Genomic DNA, 15246 nt, shown 5'->3' with positions numbered 1-15246 from the left:
AATGTAAACGACCGAACAGGCACAGAAGGTCTAATCCTTTCAATCCGGATAGGACACAGAGGGCAGCCCATGGATCGTGAAGCCAGCACAGCAGTGCGACCGCACCGCCGGATCACCCACCGCGCCGCCACCCTTTCCCTGTTAACGCTGGACACGGCCGCGTGGTGCGGAGGATTTCTCGGCGCCGCCTGGACGAGGTACGAGTTCGACCTGACCGTCGCCGCCAGCGCCCGTACGCTCGGCCTGGCGCTGGCCTGCGCCGCGCTGTACGCCGCGCTCACGCTGCTGCGCTCCCGGATCTACGGCCGCTACCCGATCGGCAGCTCGGGGGACGCACAGGGGCTCGCCGTCACCGTCGCGCTCGTCGCGGCCATCGGCGCCGTCGCCGTGATGCAGTGGACGCGGCATCCCGTACCGGCCAGCACGCCGCTCGTCGGCGGCGCGGTGGCGCTGGTGGTGATGGCGACCGCCCGCAGCCTGTGGCGTGCCCACGCCGACCGCCGGCCACCCGCCCCACGGAACGCCGAGCGCTGCCTGGTCTACGGGGTGGACGCGGCCAGCGAGCGGCTCGTCCGGGTGCTGCTGCAGGATCCCGACAGCAGCTACCGGCCGGTCGGCCTGCTCGACGACGCGGCCGACAGCCGCGGCCTGCGGCTGGAGGGGCTGCGCGTACTGGGCGGCCGCGAGCAGGTCGGCGACGCCGTTCGGGCGACCGGGGCGACCACCGTCATCTTCTCGATGAGCGGCTCGGACCCGCAGCTGCTGCGCGACGTGCGTACCCGGACCCTGGAGGCCGGGGCGGCGTTCAAGGTGCTGCCGCCGGTGCGCGAGCTGCTCGACCGGCCGGTCGCCGCCACCGACGTGCGCGACGTCCAGCTCACCGATCTGCTGGGCCGGGCGCACCGGGTGGCGGAGCTGAGCGTGGAGCGGGGTGGGCTGGCCGGCCGGCGGGTGCTGGTGACCGGCGCCGGCGGCTCGATCGGCTCGGAGCTGTGCCGGCAGATCGCCCGCTGCGAGCCGGACGAGCTGATGATGCTCGACCGGGACGAGTCGGCGCTGCACGCGCTGCAGATGTCCCTGCACGGGCGCGCGCTGCTGGACGGGCCGGAGCTGATCCTGGCCGACATCCGCGACGCCGAGGGCATCGCCCGGGTGATCGCCGACCGGCAGCCCGACGTGGTGTTCCACGCCGCCGCGCTCAAGCACCTCACGCTGCTCCAGCGCCATCCCGGTGAGGCGATCAAGACCAACATCCTGGGTACGCTGAACGTGCTGGAGGCGTGCCGGGACGTCGCCCAGTTCGTGAACATCTCCACCGACAAAGCGGCCAACCCGGCGAGCGTGCTCGGCTACTCCAAGCGGATCACCGAGCGGCTCACCGCGTACCACGCGCAGCGGCTCAACGGCACCTACCTCAGCGTCCGGTTCGGCAACGTGCTCAGCAGCCGCGGGTCGGTGCTCACCGCGTTCCAGGCGCAGATCCGCGCCGGCGTGCCGGTCACCGTCACCCACCCCGACGTCACCCGCTACTTCATGACCGTCCAGGAGGCGGTGCACCTGGTGCTCCAGGCCGCGACCATCGGCCGGGGCGGCGAGGCGCTGGTGCTCGACATGGGCGAGCCGGTCCGGATCGCGGACGTGGCGCGCCGGCTCGCCGCCGAGGCGGACCGGCCCGTGGAGATCGTCTTCACCGGGTTGCGGCCCGGTGAGAAGCTGCACGAGCACCTGTTCGGCGCGGACGAGGTGGACACCCGCCCGCTGCACCCGCTGATCTCCCACGTCCCGGTGCCGGAACTGGACCCGGACGAGGTGCGGACGCTGGACCCGTACGCGGAACCGGACGAGCTGATCAAGCGACTGGCGGCGTTCTGCGAACCGGCCGGCGCCGCCCTGCCGGCGCTGCCCGGCCAGCGCTGACCGGAGCCGGTGGGACGCCCGCCCACGAGATGGGACGAGCGTCCCACCGGCCCAGCTCGCCGCCGGTCCCGGCGGCCGTTAGGCTTGGAACCGGTGTGCCGGGAAGCCTGGTCGGCGATGGATTCGCCGACCCCAGCTCCCGAACGGACGCCGCATGACCCACACCCCACCTCCGTCGCGCCTGCTCTCCCGCCGCTCCTGGCCGGAGGCCCGGTTCCTGGCCGACGTGCTGCGCACCGAGACGGTCGGCGGCGCTCTGCTGCTTCTCGGCGCCGTGATCGCGCTGATCTGGGCCAACTCGCCGTGGCGCGCCGGGTACACGGAACTGAGCCACTGGGTGCCCTGGCCCGGCGGCGCGGCGCTGCACCTCGACCTCAGCCTGCGCACCTGGGCCGCCGACGGGTTGCTGGCGATCTTCTTCTTCGTGGTGGGCCTGGAACTCAAACGCGAGTTCGTCGCCGGTGACCTGCGTGACCCCCGCCGGGCCGCGCTGCCGGTGATCGCGGCCGTCGGCGGCATGGTCGCGCCCGCGCTGATCTACCTGGCGGTGACGCTCAGCGCCGGCGGCGCCGGACTGCGCGGATGGGCCATCCCCACCGCCACCGACATCGCGTTCGCCCTCGCCGTGCTCGCCGTGGTCAGCTCCCACCTGCCGCAGGGGCTGCGCGCGTTCCTGCTCACCCTCGCGGTGGTGGACGACCTCTTCGCGATCACCATCATCGCGGTGTTCTACACCGCCGACTTCCACCCGCTGCCGCTGCTCGGCGCGCTGCTGCCGATCGCCGCGTTCGGGTTGCTCGTGCAGCGGCGCCGCACCTGGTGGTGGGCGCTGATCCCGCTGGCCGTGACCGCCTGGACGCTCGTGCACGCCTCCGGCGTGCACGCCACGGTCGCGGGCGTGCTGCTCGGCTTCACCGTGCCCGTGCTGCGCGGACGCGACGGCTCACCCGGCCTGGCCGAACGGCTGGAGCACCGCTGGCGGCCGGTCTCCGCCGGCCTGGCCGTACCGGTCTTCGCCTTCTTCGCCGCCGGGGTGACGCTGGTCGGCGTGGACGTGGGCGGCGTGCTCAGCAACCCGGTGGTGCTCGCGGTCGCCGCCGGACTCGTGCTGGGCAAGGTCGTCGGTGTGTTCGGCTCGACATACCTGCTCGCCCGGTTCACCCGGGCCGAACTGGACGAGGAGATCACCTGGGCCGACCTGCTCGGACTCGCGCTGCTGGCCGGCATCGGCTTCACCGTGTCACTGCTCATCGGCGAGCTGGCATTCGGCACGGGCAGCCCGGAGGAGGACGGCGTCAAGGTGGCGGTGCTGCTCGGCTCGCTGACCTCCGCCCTGCTCGCCTCGGTGGTGCTGGTCCGCCGCAACCGGGTCTACCGCCGGATCAGCGAACGGGAGAACCGGGACGCCGACGGTGACGGCATCCCGGACGTCTACCAGGGCGGAGCCGCCTGACCCGCGTCGCGCCGGCCGTCCCCGGAGCGGGAACGGCCGGCGCGACACGGGCCGATCAGTTCAGCTCCGCCACCGCCTCGAAGATCAGCCACAGGCCGCAGATGGCGAACAGCACTGCCGCGCCGTAACGGATCGCCCGCTCCGGCAGGTGCCGGCCGAGCATCCGGCCCACCAGGATCGCCAGCGCGTCCGCGGCGACCATGCCGAGCGTCGACCCGAGCCAGGTGCCGAACCAGCCGTACTTGGTGGCCAGCGTGATGGTGGCGAGCATGGTCTTGTCGCCCAGCTCGGCCAGGAAGAACGCCACACCCACCGCGAGGATCGCCGACTTGCCGCTGCGCTCGGCCTTGCGCTTCTCCTCCTCGGTCAGCTTGTCGCCGCGCAGCGTCCACGCGCCGAATCCGAGGAACGCCAGGCCGGCGATGAGCGAGATCCAGCCGGTGGGCAGCGCGGCGTTCAGGCCGTACCCGATGGCCACCGAGGCCAGGTGCACGATCGCGGTGGCGATCGTGATGCCGATGAGCACCGGCACCGTCTTGAACCGAGTGGCGAATGTCAGCGCCATGAGCTGGGATTTGTCGCCCAGCTCCGCAACGAAGATCACGCCGAAGCTGACCACCAGCGCGACGAGGAAACCCTCCATGTGAACCTTCCCGATCAAGCCGGGAGGAGGAACGGGGGCGCCCTCGACCCGGCTGCGACAGCCTGAGTCGAAGGTCTCGCCCGCCCCGGAGACCGGGGCCGCGTGGCCGGATGCGGAACGCACCAGTGTGTCGACCACGACATTGGGGGCTACTCCCCTTCGCGCAGCCAGCCTAGCCGATCACCCGCCGGGCACGTCAGCGGGTGTGGCCCGGACCACCCGGACCTCAGTCGGCCCGGGCCAGGGTCACCCCGAACAGCCCGCCCGGGTCGGTCCAGAACGCCTGCCGGGTGAACCCGGCGGCGGTCAGCTCGGCCGCGATCCCCTCCGGCCGGAACTTGGCCGACACCTCGGTACGCAGCTCCTCGCCGGCGGCGAACACGACGTCGGTGTCCAGCACCCGCACCGTCGCCGGGCGCTCGGCGCGCAGCCGCATCTCGATCCACTCCCGCTCCGGGTCCCAGACCGCCACGTGCCGGAACGCGTCGACGTCGAAGTCCGCGCCCAGCTCCCGGTTGATCACCCGGAGCACGTTGCGGTTGAACTCGGCGGTCACGCCCGCCGCGTCGTCGTACGCGGGCACGATCACCGCCGGGTCCTTCACCAGGTCGGTGCCGATCAGCAGCCAGTCGCCGGTCTCCAGCGCCGCGCGCATCGCGGTGAGGAACCCGGACCGCTCCGCCGGCAGCAGGTTGCCGATCGTGCCGCCGAGGAACGCCACCAGGCGCCGGCCGCCGGTGGGCAGCCGGTCCAGGTGGCGGGTGAAGTCACCGACGATCCCCCGCACCCGCAGCCCCGGGTACGCGGCGGCGATCTGCTCGGTGGAGGAGCGCAACGCGCTCACCGACACGTCCAGCGGCACGAACGTGCCCAGGTCGCCGTGCCGGGTGAAGGCGTCCAGCAGCAGGCGGGTCTTCTCCGACGAGCCCGACCCCAGCTCGATCAGCGTCTTCGCGCCGGTCAGGGTGGCCACGTCGTCGGCGTGCGCGGCGAGCACGGCCCGCTCGGCCCGGGTCGGGTAGTACTCCGGCAGGCGGGTGATCTCCTCGAACAGCTCGCTGCCCCGGGCGTCGTAGAACCACTTCGGCGGCAGCCACTTCGGCGTCGCGGCCAGCCCCACCCGTACGTCCTCCCGCAACCCACGGTCGAGGTCCCGCTCCTCCAGGTGGATCTCCAGCGGCTCCGCGCTCATCAGGTGTCCTCTCTGTCCTGCCGGTGATGGGAAGAACGTCAGGCGGCGGTCAGCTCCCGCACGTCGAACCGGCCCGTGGACGCCACCACGAGCCGGCCGTCCGGCACCGCCTGCCAGGCCGGGTCGTCGTCGAACGGCTCGGAGGCCAGCAGCACCGAGTCCGGCCCGCGACGCGCCGACAGCGCGTGGCCGCCCGTGCTCGCCACCACCGTCGTACCGTCGGTGAGCAGCAGATTCAGCCGCGAGCCGGGAGCGGCGGCGGCGACCGCCGCGACCGTGTCCGCGACCGCCTCGTCCGGCGGGGCCCCGGCGCGCAGCCGGTGCCGGACCAGCGCCCACAGCAGCGCCGAGTCGGTCGGCACGTCGAGCGTGACCAGGTCGCGCACGGGCAGGCCGGCGGCGAGCGGGACCAGGCTGTCCGGCCAGCCCCGCACCACGCCGTTGTGGCTGAACAACCAGCGGCCCTCGGCGAACGGCGCCGCCGCCGTCTCGTGCAGCGGCATGCCGACGGTGGCGGACCGGACCGCCGCCAGCACCGCCCGCGCCCGCGTCACGGCGGCCAGCTCCGGCAGCGTGGTGTCGCTCCACATCGGCTGGGCCCGCCGGTACCGGACCGGGTCGCCGTCGTCCGGGTACCAGGCGACGCCGAAGCCGTCGGCGTTTATGGTGCCGCCGCCGCGCATGTCACGCGGCGCCCACGACTGGCGCAGCAGGCCGTACGGCGGGTCGAACAGCAGGCTGCCCAGGAGCACGGGTGGACCGAGGTACGCGAGGTGACGGCACATCGGGCCGGCTCACTCCTCCGGGCCGGCGTCACGGGCGCAGCGGAAACCGCTGAAGATCTGCCGCCGGATCGGGTAGTCCCAGTTGCGGAACGTGCCCCGGCAGGCGGACCGGTCGGTGCCGAACGAGCCGCCCCGCAGCACCCTGTGGTCGTCGCCGAAGAAGACCTCCGAGTACTCCCGGTAGGGGAACGCGGTGAAGCCCGGGTGCCCGCGGAACGGCGACGAGGTCCACTCCCACACGTCGCCGACGAGCTGGTGCACGCCCAGCGGCGAGGCGCCCGCCGGGTACGCGCCCACCGGCGCCGGCCACAGGTGCCGCTGGCCCAGGTTGGCGTGCTCGGCGCCCGGATCCTCGTCGCCCCACGGGTAACGGCGGGACCGGCCGGACGCCGGGTCCCAGCGGGCCGCCTTCTCCCACTCCGCCTCGGTGGGCAGCCGCTTGCCGGCCCACGCCGCGTACGCCTGCGCCTCGTACCAGCAGACGTGCACCACCGGCTCGTCGTCGCGGACCGCCGACCAGCGGCCGAACCGGCGGTACGCCCAGCCGTCGCCGTCGCGCCGCCAGTGCATCGGCGCGCTCAGCTCCGCGTCGATCCGGTGCCGCCAGCCGGCCTCGCTCCACCAGCGCGGCTCGTCGTATCCGCCGTCGGCGATGAACGCGCGGTACTGCCCGTTCGTGACCGGCGCGGCGTCGATGAGGTACGCGGGCAGGTCGACGGTGTGCGCCGGGCGCTCGTTGTCCAGTGCCCACGGGTCGGTGGAGGTGCCCATCGTGAACGGCCCGGCCGGCACCCGTACCTCCCCGCCGACCCGGGCCCGGGGCTCCGGCGGGGGCGGCGCGTCCAGCACCGGGGCGCCGGCGCGCAGCTGGTGGGTGGCGAGCATGGTCTCGTCGTGCTGCTGCTCGTGCTGCACGATCATGCCGAACGCGAACCCGTCGGCGACCAGGGGACGCTCGGTGAAGCGGATGCCGTCGAGCAGGTCGAACACCTTGTCGCGGACCGTACGCACGTAGGCGCGCGCCTCGGCCGGCGGCAGCAGCGGCAGCGCCGGGCGGTCCTTCCGGGGCTGCTTGAACGCGTCGTAGAGGTCGTCGATGTCGTGGCGCACCGGTTCGCGGCCGCCGACGTCGCGGACCAGCCACAGCTCCTCCTGGTTACCGACGTGCGCCAGGTCCCAGACCAGCGGCGACATCAGCGTGGAGTGCTGCCGGACCAGGTCGTCGTCGTCCACCGCGTCGGTGAGCGCCGCGGTGCGGGCGCGGGTCCGCTCCAGCTCCGCGGCGATCCGGTCGCGCAGTCGTTCGGCGTCAGTGCCCGGTCGCTCGGTCGTGGTCACCGGTGTCCCCTCTCCGCGGCGGCACGTCGCCGCCGGATCTCTCGGTGGGTCTCCTCGTGGATGGCGGGCGGCAGATCGAGGCGGGGCAGGGCCGTCAGGGCCAGGTCGAACAGCGCCGCCGCGGCGGTCGCCAGCGGGCGCTCGGCCAGTCCGCACCGGGCCGCCGCGCGCCACCGGTCGGCGACCGGCGCGGCCGCCGCCAGCGCGTCGCGGGTGGTCGCCGGGTCGGCGAAGAGCGCGGCCAGGACCGCCAGCGGCACGGTCCACGCCGCCCCGGGCTGTGCGTCCAGGTAGCGCAGCTCCAGGTAGCCGCGCGGGCGCACCGGCGGGAACAGCGTGCTGACGTGGTACTCCAGGTCGTCGGTGGTGGGCGGGCGGGGCAGCGCGCCGGCCAGCCAGTCGGCGAACGTGACGTCCGGCGGCGCGGTCCAGTCCGGGCCGTCGCCGCGTACGCAGAGCAGCGGCGCGGCGAGCGCGTACCCGGTCCAGGCGGCCACCGGATCCTCGTCGGCGCGTTCGGGCGACCACACCGGACGGGTCCGGGCCGGGTCGATGGCCAGCCAGGTGGCCATCCGGGCGGAGGCCCAGCCGGTGGCCCGGCCCGCGTGCCGGTCGGCGGTGGCGAAGGCGGCCAGCAGCGGCGGGCCGACGGCGTGCGCGGCGGCCCACCGCTGCGCGAGGTGCTCCGGCTCGCCCGCGTCAAGGCAGACCTGCAGGCCCGCCGTGCTGTACATCATCGCCCGCCCCGCCGGGCCGCGCCGGTCGAAGGCGCACCGCATGGCCCGGTAGCGGGGGGTTTCCACGACGGGTCGCGGCAGCCGCCAGGGGTCGATGCCGCTACGGCCGAGCACCAGCCCGGCGGCGTCCAACCGGGCCCGTAGCTCGGCGACGTCGGCCTCGGTGGCCAGGACGAGCGCGCCGACAGTCGGTCGCGGCGCGGCGGAGATCTCCAACTGCCCGCCGGGCTCCACGGTCACGGCGCTCGCGCGCCGGAGCTCGTCGGCCGGGCTGGTGGGGTCGAGCGTCACGGGGCTGTGCCGCCCCAGCGCCCTGCGTAGTCGCTCGCGGTCGACCGGCCGGGCCGGGTCCGCGGCGTCGTGCACGGTCCATTCCAGTTCGACGCCGACGAGCGTGGGTGGTCCGGTCTTGAAGCAGATCCGGGCGAGGTGGCCCCGGGCCGCCTGCTCGTCGCCCAGGACGACGGCGCGGTCCAGGTCCGGCGACATCACCATGGGGCGGCTCCTCCTCGGCGACGGACGACCACGGTGTCGCGACGCGCCCGGCCCGTTCGGCGCGGGACGCCGTCACACCATCCTCTGTCTAGCAGACGTGATCCGCTTGCCCGGAGAGATGAATTTTTGTCCGGAATCTGATTGCGCCCCCCGCGCTCAGTCGCCCTCGTCCTGGTCGTCGTCTTCGGCTGGCGGGGTCCCCGAAGGCTCCCCCACCAGATTCCGGCAGTAGCTCTCCACCTGCTCGGGGCCGCCGGCGGCGGCCACCAGGTCGGCGAAGCCGGGCCTGGTCAGCGCCTTCTCCCGCTGCCGCTCCGACTTGACCAGGTAGGCGCGGCAGTGGGCGACGATCCGGTTGTTCCCCGCCGGGGGCGCGGGCGGCGCGGCCGGGACGCTCGGCGTCGACGTCGGCGTCGGCGTCACGTCGCGGGCCGGCCGGGACGCCGCGCCCGACGCCTCGCCGGCCGGTGTGCTCGGCGCCGGCCGCGACGGCCCGGTGGCGGTGGGGCCGGTGACGCCCGGGCCGCTGGTGGCCGGCGCCGGCGGGATCACCGGGTCCGGGTGGCGGTCCAGGCGTACGGCGGCGAAGGCCACCCCGGCGACCGCGGTGGCGGCCAGCCCGGACAGCGCGGCGGCGATCCGCAGGCGCCGGCGCGGCCGGACCGCGGGCACGGGCCCCGGCGCGGGCGCGGCGCGGGCGGCCCGGAAGGCGGCGACCGCCCGGTCCTCGCCGGCGATCTCACCGGCGGTGGCCGGGCCGGCCGCGGCCGACAGCAGCCGGGTCAGCGGGTCGGTCTGCGGCCCCGGTGGCGACCCGGCGCGCGCGGCGTCGAGCAGACGATCGGATTCCGCCCGGTCGGCGGGCCCGCCGGACCGGCGAGGGTGCATGCCGTCTCTCCTCACGTCAGCCCTCCGCCGGCTCGGCCTCGGGCGCGTGCGGCACCTGGCGGTCGGTACGGGGACGCGGCGCGAGGGCGCCCCGGGAGTCGTCCGGGGCAGTGTCCGCCGCCGAGCGCTCCAGCATGGCAGCCAGCCGGCGAAGGCCCCGGTGCGCCGCGGTGCGCACGGCTCCGGCCCGCCGTCCCAGCACCCGCCCGGCGGTCTCCGCGTCGAGGCCGATGACGGCCCGCAGCATCACCGCCTCCGCCTCGGCCGGCGGCAGCGTACGGATCAGGGCCAGCGCGCTCTCGGTGGCGATGGCCTCGCCGGCCCGGTCGGCGGTGTCCGCGTCGGCGGCCAGGTCGTTGAGCGCCTGCACCGGCACCGGCACCGACGGACGCCGCCGCTGCCGGCGCAGATGGTCCATGGCCCGGTTGCGGGCGATCGTGACCGCCCAGGCGCGGAACTCGCCACCGGTGAAGGAGGGCAGGTCGCGGGAGATCTGGAGCCATGCCTCGGAGGCCACGTCCTCGGCGTCGGCGCCGACGAGAGCGGTCAGGTAGCGCAGCAGGGCGGGCTGCAGGCTGCGGTAGAGGAACCGGAACGCCTCCTCGTCGCCGGCCTGTGCCGCGGCGACCGCCTCGTTCAGCTCGGCCGTCACGGTCGCCGTCCGGACCGGGTCGTGTGCGGGCACCGGGCACGCCGGGGAGCCAGTGGCCACACCGCCATCCGCACCCCGCCCCCCGGTGAGTTGATCTGACACTCGCACACGGGTGCGATGAGCCATGGACACTGCCGCGCGGCACGGGCGTCGGCGGACATACGGTACCGACGGCTCGGGGCGGCCGGGAGCCGGGCCGACGCCTGGGAACGCGGGGCGCTCCGGCAAGACCTCAGGGCCGGAGGAAGAGAGAGAAATGTCTACGCCCGTCACCGGCGTGTCGAGGTAACGCAACGTACGGAATCGACGCTCCCCGGCGCAACCGATCGCGGCGGGGCCTGCGGGCGGACAGCGACGTGCTGTCACATTCTGGCCGATCGTGCCGGTCCGGTCACGGTGCGCCGATCAGCGTCCCGGCTGCTGGAACGCCCCGCTGAAGGCTTTCGATCCCGCGCCGAGATCGCGGGAAATACTTCGCGCCCGCTGTGGGTACGGTATGGGGGTGCTGTCCTCAGACGTCGTACTCAGCGGTCGGTACCGCCTGGAAGACCGTGTCGCCACCGGCGGCATGGGCGACGTCTGGCGTGCCACCGACCTGGTCCTCGGTCGTCCGGTCGCGGTGAAGGTGCTTCTTCCCGCCCTGGTGTCCGACCCCGACTTCATCGCCCGTTTCCGTTCCGAGGCGCGGATCATGGCCTCGCTGCGCCACCCCGGCGTGGTCCAGGTCTTCGACTGCGGCGAGGACGAGCTGCCCAGCGGCGGCCGGGCCGACTACCTGGTGATGGAGTTCGTCGCCGGTGAGCCGCTGTCGCGGCGGATCGAGGACGCGGGGTGCCTCGAGGTCGCCGAGACCATGTCGATCGTGGCCCAGGTGGCGCAGGCGCTGCACGCGGCGCACGGGCGCGGCATCGTGCACCGCGACGTGAAGCCGAGCAATCTGCTGGTGCAGGACGACGGCACCGTGGTGCTCGTCGACTTCGGGGTGGCCCGCTCGACCAACGTCACGAGCATCACCAGCACCAACGCGGTGCCCGGCACCGCCCTCTACATGGCGCCGGAGCAGGCCGCCGGCCGGCCGGTCTCGGGCGCCACCGACGTGTACGCGCTCGGCGCGGTCGCGTACTGCTGCCTCACCGGCAGCCCGCCGTTCACCGGTGACAACCCGCTGCAGGTGGCCGTACGCCATCTCGACGACGAGCCGCCGGAGCTGCCGGCGGAGATCCCGGCGTCGGTGCGCGAGCTGGTGTCCCGGGCGCTGGCCAAGGACCCGGCCGACCGCTACCCGAGCGCCGCGGCGATGGCCGACGCGGCGCGAGCCGCCCGTACCGACTCGCCGACTGCGACGATGGCGCTGCGCGGCGCGGCGGGCCCGGCGCGGTCCCGCGACGACCAGCCGGCGGTCCGGCCGGGCGCCGCGGTGGCGACGTCGCGGCGGCGGGGCCGGCGCGGCACGCTCGTCGGGGCGCTGGGCGCGGTGCTGGTGGCGATGGGCGCGCTGGGCGCGCTGGTGGCCGCCGCGAACGACACCGCCGAACCGGCCACGAAGATCGACAAGACGGCGCCCGCGGTGGCGCCGAGCGACCCGGCCGCGGAGCCGGTCGTCGACGAGCCGACGGCCGGCGACGACTACACCTACCGGCCGGTCGGCCCGGGCGGCCGGCCGTCGGCCACGCCGTCGGTGACGCCGAGCGCCTCGACGGTCCCGTCGGCGCAGCCGAGCGTCAGCGAGGAGCCGGCGCCCACCGGCGCGCCGACCACCACGCCGCCCAGCACGCCGGCGACGACGGCGCCCACCACTACGCCGGCACCCGAACCGACCACCGCCGACCCCGGCACCGGCGGTGACACCGGCGGGCAGCCGGCCACCCAACCCTGACCCACGACGAGCCGGCCCCGCCCGCGGCGGAGCCGGCTCCTCGTCGTGTCCGGGCGGTGGTGCTCAGTCCGCGCCGAGCGACGCCACCACCGGCCGGGACAGCGCCCGGCGGGCCGGCAGGACCGAGGCGAGCAGCGCGGCCACCACCGCCACCGCGACGATCAGCCCGATCCGCGCCCAGGGCAGGACGAGCGTGAAGTCCCCGCCGATGCGGGCCACCACTGCCATCGCCCCGGCGGCCGCCCCGGTGCCGAGCGCGATGCCGAGCAGCGTGCCGACGAGCGCGGTGAGCACCGCCTCGACCGCCAGCACACCCCGCATCCCGGCCCGGCTCAGTCCGACCGCGCGCAGAACCGCCGTCTCCCGGGTGCGTTCCACCACGGACAGGCTGAGCGTGTTGGCGACCCCCACGAGCGAGATCACCACGGCGAGGCCGAGCAGCGCGGTGACGAACCCCAGCACCAGGTCGACGGTGCCGGTGAGCATCTTCTTGTACGCGGCCTGGTCCATCACGTTCACCGTCGGGTAGCGCGCCAGCACCGACTCGACAGCGGTCCGGGCCTCGTCGACGCTCACCCCGGCGGCCGGATCCACCTCGGCCAGGTAACCGCGCACGGTCGGGAACATGGCGGTGAAGTCGGCGTCCAGCACGTCCACCAGGTGACCGGGGGGCACCGGGCTCCCGGCCAGGATTGGCTCCTCGTCGGCCACCACCGCGGCGACCCGGAACGGCCGCCCGGCGAGCGTGATCGTGGAACCGGCCGTCCAGCCCCTGGTCGCGGCCAGCTCGCGGTGCACCAGCACCGCTCCCGGCCCCAGGCCGGCCGGGTCACCGGCGTCCACCGCGGACAGCGTGCGCCGGACCAGCGCCGGGTGCGCGGCGCGCAGCTGCACGTCGCCGACCACCCGGCTGCGCTGCTCGTGCACCACACCCAGCTCCGGGCGGGCGGCCAGTTCGCCGGCAACGGTGGCCGGCAGGTCCCCGCCGATGCCGGTGACCAGGAAGTCCACGCCGATCCGGGCGTCCACCGCGCGTTCGATGCCGGACTTGACGCTCGCCGCGCCGACCACGAAGGCGGAGACCAGCCCGATGCCGATCACCATGGCCGTCGCGGTGGCGGCGACCCGGCGCGGGTTGCGCACCGCGTTCGACACGGCCAGCCCGCCGGTGGCGCCGAACGCCGCGCGGAACGGCCCGCCGAGCACCCGTACCAGCGCCGGCACCAGCACCGGGCCGAACGCCACGATGCCGCCGAAGGCCAGCAACCCGCCGGCCGCGACCAGCACCACCTGGCCGGTGGCGCCGGCGCCGGCCAGCGCCGCCACACCGGCGGCGAGCGCCAGCGCGCCGACCGCCAGCCGGATCCGCCCGGCCGGACGGACCGGGTTGACCGCCGCGTCGGTGAGCGCGGCCACCGGGGCGACCCGGGTGCCCTGCCAGGCCGGCAGCGCCGCCGACGCCACGGTGAGCAGCGTCCCCAGCCCCAGCGACAGCAGCAGCGTACGCGGGGTCAGGGTGAGCCCGCCGCCCAGCGGCGCGCCGGTGCCGGCGAGCAGCACGCCGAGGCCGCCGGCCACCGCCGCGCCGGCCAGCACCCCCACGACGGAGGCGAGCAGGCCGGTCACCGCCGCCTCGGAGAGCGTGGCCCGGTAGATCTGCCCCCGGGTGGCGCCGACCAGCCGCAGCAGCGCGGTACGCCGGGAGCGCTGGGCGAGCACGATGGCGAAGGTGTTGGCGATCACGAAGCCGGCCACCACCACCGCGACGGCGGCGAACGTGCCCAGCAGCATGCCGAACTGCCGCAGGTCGCGTACCGCGTCGTCGACGGCCGCGTCGAGGATGGCGTCGCGGTCCCGGACCGTCACGTCCGGTCCCACCACGGCGCGGATCCGGTCGGCCAGCGCCGCCGTGTCCACGCCGGGGCGGGCCGCCACCATGATCCGGCCGTAGCCCTTCTCGCCGCTGACGGTGAGCGCGTCCGGGCCGGTCAGCCCGATGTAGGGGCCGCCGACGTCGCGGGAGCTGCCGTCCACGTCGACGGTGCCGACAAGCGTGTACGGGCGGGCCGCGCCGTCGCGTCCGCCGATCGACACCGGGCCGCCGACGGTGAAGCGCTGCTCGGCGACTGTCTCGTCGTCGAGCACCACCTCGCCGGGGCGCTGCGGCAGCCGCCCGGCCACCACGTCGTAGGACTGCAGGGCCGCCTCGGTGGGGACGGCGGCGAGCACCGCGTACCCGAGCACGGGACGGCCGTCGGCGCCCACCACCCCGGCGGAGCCGGTCAGCTCGCCCGCGGCGGCGGCCACCCCGTCGAGGGCGCGTACCCGGTCCACGAGCGCCGGGGGCAGCGGGTCGGTCTCGGCGTACGCGGCCAGGTCGGTGTGTCTGTCGAACTCACCGGCCCGCTCGTACGCCCCGGCGCGCATCCCGTCGGTGAACATCAGCGTGCCGGCGACGAACGCGACGCCGAGCACGATCGCCAGCGAGGACAGCAGCAGGCGCAGGCCGTCGGCGCGGACCTGGCGCAGGGTCAGGCGCAGCATCCCGCTCACCGCCCTGCCGGCGCGACGGCCGGGTCGAGCCGGCTGAGCGCGTCCCGGACCGCGCCGACCGTGGGCGCGTGCAGTTCGTCGACCAGCCGGCCGTCGGCCAGGAAGACCACCCGGTCGGCGTACGCGGCGGCGGCCGGGTCGTGGGTGACCATGACGACGGTCTGACCGAGCATGTCCACCGCCTCGCGCAGCAGCCGCAGCACCTCGGCGCCGGAACGCGAGTCGAGGTTGCCGGTCGGCTCGTCGGCGAAGATCACCCAGGGCCGGGTGATCAGCGCGCGGGCCACCGCGACGCGCTGCTGCTGCCCGCCGGACAGCTCCGCCGGGCGGTGCCCGAGGCGGTCGGTCAGGCCCACCGCCGCCACCACCTGCCCCAGCCACGCCGGGTCCGGGCGACGGCCGGCGATCGCCAGCGGCAGGACAATGTTCTCCTGCGCGGTGAGCGTGGGCAGCAGGTTGAACTTCTGGAAGACGAAGCCGATCCGGTCCCGGCGCAGCCGGGTGAGCCGCCGGTCGTCCAGGCGCGTCAGGTCGGCGTCACCGATGTGCACCGCCCCGGCGGTCGGCCGGTCGAGGCCGGCGAGGCAGTGCAGCAGGGTGGACTTGCCGGAGCCGGACGGGCCCATGACGGCGGTGAACCGGGCGGCGGCCAGGTCGAGGTCGACGCCGTCGAGCGCGACGACGCGGGACTGCCCGGCGCCGTACTCCATGCGCAGC

12 protein-coding genes are annotated in these 15246 nt (G+C 75.1%); 3 read left to right on the top strand and 9 right to left on the bottom strand.

Annotated features, from left to right (window positions below; translation table 11 throughout):
• Positions 1 to 69 precede the first annotated feature (69 nt).
• Both O7542_RS09175 and nhaA read left to right on the top strand, forming a co-directional pair.
• Positions 70 to 1917: a nucleoside-diphosphate sugar epimerase/dehydratase gene (locus tag O7542_RS09175; protein WP_281606035.1), complete on the top strand. Its 1848-nt coding sequence runs from the start codon at positions 70 to 72 to the stop codon at positions 1915 to 1917.
• A 154-nt stretch (positions 1918 to 2071) separates the two neighbouring features.
• Entirely contained in the window at positions 2072 to 3370 is a 1299-nt protein-coding gene (gene nhaA / locus O7542_RS09170; RefSeq protein WP_281606034.1) for a Na+/H+ antiporter NhaA, read from the top strand.
• A 55-nt stretch (positions 3371 to 3425) separates the two neighbouring features.
• Here nhaA and O7542_RS09165 read toward each other — a convergent pair whose 3' ends face one another.
• The 7 genes from O7542_RS09165 to O7542_RS09135 all read right to left on the bottom strand — a co-directional run bounded on the left by O7542_RS09165 (position 3426) and on the right by O7542_RS09135 (position 10100).
• Positions 3426 to 4013: a TMEM165/GDT1 family protein gene (locus O7542_RS09165; protein WP_043323720.1), complete on the bottom strand. Its 588-nt coding sequence runs from the start codon at positions 4011 to 4013 to the stop codon at positions 3426 to 3428.
• Between the two features lie 226 nt (positions 4014 to 4239).
• The gene (gene egtD, locus O7542_RS09160) at positions 4240 to 5205 is read right to left on the bottom strand and encodes an L-histidine N(alpha)-methyltransferase (protein ID WP_281606033.1); all 966 of its coding nucleotides are present in this window, start codon (positions 5203 to 5205) and stop codon (positions 4240 to 4242) included.
• A gap of 38 nt (positions 5206 to 5243) precedes the next feature.
• Positions 5244 to 5990, bottom strand: coding sequence for an ergothioneine biosynthesis protein EgtC (gene egtC / locus O7542_RS09155; RefSeq protein WP_209962058.1), 747 nt, complete (start codon positions 5988 to 5990; stop codon positions 5244 to 5246).
• Positions 5991 to 5999: 9 nt separating this feature from the next.
• Positions 6000 to 7328: an ergothioneine biosynthesis protein EgtB gene (gene egtB, locus O7542_RS09150; protein WP_281606032.1), complete on the bottom strand. Its 1329-nt coding sequence runs from the start codon at positions 7326 to 7328 to the stop codon at positions 6000 to 6002.
• The gene (gene egtA, locus O7542_RS09145; protein WP_281606031.1) at positions 7325 to 8560 is read right to left on the bottom strand and encodes an ergothioneine biosynthesis glutamate--cysteine ligase EgtA; all 1236 of its coding nucleotides are present in this window, start codon (positions 8558 to 8560) and stop codon (positions 7325 to 7327) included. Before egtA ends, egtB begins: the two co-directional genes overlap by 4 nt.
• Before the next feature lie 156 nt (positions 8561 to 8716).
• On the bottom strand, positions 8717 to 9448 hold the full coding sequence (locus O7542_RS09140; RefSeq protein WP_281606030.1) for a hypothetical protein: 732 nt from the start codon (positions 9446 to 9448) through the stop codon (positions 8717 to 8719).
• 16 nt (positions 9449 to 9464) lie between these two features.
• On the bottom strand, positions 9465 to 10100 hold the full coding sequence (locus O7542_RS09135) for an RNA polymerase sigma factor (protein ID WP_069088687.1): 636 nt from the start codon (positions 10098 to 10100) through the stop codon (positions 9465 to 9467).
• A gap of 496 nt (positions 10101 to 10596) precedes the next feature.
• On the opposite strand from O7542_RS09135, the gene O7542_RS09130 reads away from it, so the two are divergent.
• Positions 10597 to 11976: a serine/threonine-protein kinase gene (locus O7542_RS09130; protein ID WP_113972802.1), complete on the top strand. Its 1380-nt coding sequence runs from the start codon at positions 10597 to 10599 to the stop codon at positions 11974 to 11976.
• 63 nt (positions 11977 to 12039) lie between these two features.
• Here O7542_RS09130 and O7542_RS09125 read toward each other — a convergent pair whose 3' ends face one another.
• Together O7542_RS09125 and O7542_RS09120 are read right to left on the bottom strand one after the other, a co-directional pair.
• Positions 12040 to 14520 carry an ABC transporter permease gene (locus O7542_RS09125; RefSeq protein ID WP_281606029.1) on the bottom strand — a complete coding sequence of 827 codons (2481 nt, stop codon included), beginning with the start codon at positions 14518 to 14520 and terminating at the stop codon, positions 12040 to 12042.
• Positions 14521 to 14525: 5 nt separating this feature from the next.
• Complete coding sequence (locus O7542_RS09120) at positions 14526 to 15239, bottom strand: ABC transporter ATP-binding protein (RefSeq protein ID WP_051611472.1); 714 nt, start codon at positions 15237 to 15239, stop codon at positions 14526 to 14528.
• Positions 15240 to 15246: the final 7 nt, after the last annotated feature.

It is taken from the genome of Micromonospora sp. WMMC264, assembly GCF_027497275.1.
Taxonomy (GTDB): domain Bacteria; phylum Actinomycetota; class Actinomycetes; order Mycobacteriales; family Micromonosporaceae; genus Micromonospora; species Micromonospora chalcea.
This window is presented reverse-complemented; position numbering and strand designations above follow the sequence as displayed.

What these genes read in the sequence shown, in the direction of transcription:
- O7542_RS09175 (WP_281606035.1), top strand. Translation starts at nt 70, where the DNA reads ATGGATCGTGAAGCCAGCACAGCAGTGCGACCGCACCGCCGGATCACC.
- nhaA (WP_281606034.1), top strand. Translation starts at nt 2,072, where the DNA reads ATGACCCACACCCCACCTCCGTCGCGCCTGCTCTCCCGCCGCTCCTGG.
- O7542_RS09165 (WP_043323720.1), bottom strand. Translation starts at nt 4,013, where the DNA reads ATGGAGGGTTTCCTCGTCGCGCTGGTGGTCAGCTTCGGCGTGATCTTC.
- egtD (WP_281606033.1), bottom strand. Translation starts at nt 5,205, where the DNA reads ATGAGCGCGGAGCCGCTGGAGATCCACCTGGAGGAGCGGGACCTCGAC.
- egtC (WP_209962058.1), bottom strand. Translation starts at nt 5,990, where the DNA reads ATGTGCCGTCACCTCGCGTACCTCGGTCCACCCGTGCTCCTGGGCAGC.
- egtA (WP_281606031.1), bottom strand. Translation starts at nt 8,560, where the DNA reads ATGGTGATGTCGCCGGACCTGGACCGCGCCGTCGTCCTGGGCGACGAG.
- O7542_RS09140 (WP_281606030.1), bottom strand. Translation starts at nt 9,448, where the DNA reads ATGCACCCTCGCCGGTCCGGCGGGCCCGCCGACCGGGCGGAATCCGAT.
- O7542_RS09130 (WP_113972802.1), top strand. Translation starts at nt 10,597, where the DNA reads ATGGGGGTGCTGTCCTCAGACGTCGTACTCAGCGGTCGGTACCGCCTG.
- O7542_RS09125 (WP_281606029.1), bottom strand. Translation starts at nt 14,520, where the DNA reads ATGCTGCGCCTGACCCTGCGCCAGGTCCGCGCCGACGGCCTGCGCCTG.
- O7542_RS09120 (WP_051611472.1), bottom strand. Translation starts at nt 15,239, where the DNA reads ATGGAGTACGGCGCCGGGCAGTCCCGCGTCGTCGCGCTCGACGGCGTC.